Origin of the sequence: Mesorhizobium sp. M2E.F.Ca.ET.209.01.1.1 (assembly GCF_004010375.2) — a bacterium.
Lineage (GTDB): Bacteria > Pseudomonadota > Alphaproteobacteria > Rhizobiales > Rhizobiaceae > Mesorhizobium.
Window position 1 is genome coordinate 1 of record NZ_SADP02001416.1, and the last position, 278, is coordinate 278.

1 protein-coding gene is annotated in these 278 nt (G+C 74.8%); it reads left to right on the forward strand.

From position 1 onward, the window contains the following. The coding region (locus EN852_RS40610) for a hypothetical protein (RefSeq protein ID WP_189546703.1) at positions 1-278 on the forward strand (278 nt) is incomplete at both ends.

Consider the following 278-nt stretch of genomic DNA (forward strand, 5'->3'; position numbering starts at 1 on the left):
GTCGGTGGGTCCGGCGGCGACGGCGGCTTTGCCGTGGCCGGCGGGCTGTTCGCCGCCGTCGGCATCGGCGGCGCGGGCGGCGGTGGCGGCGCGGGTGGCGTCGTCGAGGTTATCAACAACGCCAACATCACAACCAAGGGCGCGCTCTCGAATGGCATACTGGCGCAGTCGGTCGGCGGCGGCGGCGGCAATGGCGGCAGCACCGGGGCCGTTGCCGTTGGCGCGTTCGGCGCGGCCGGCGTGGCGCTTGGCGGCGGTGGCGGCGACGCGAATCTAAG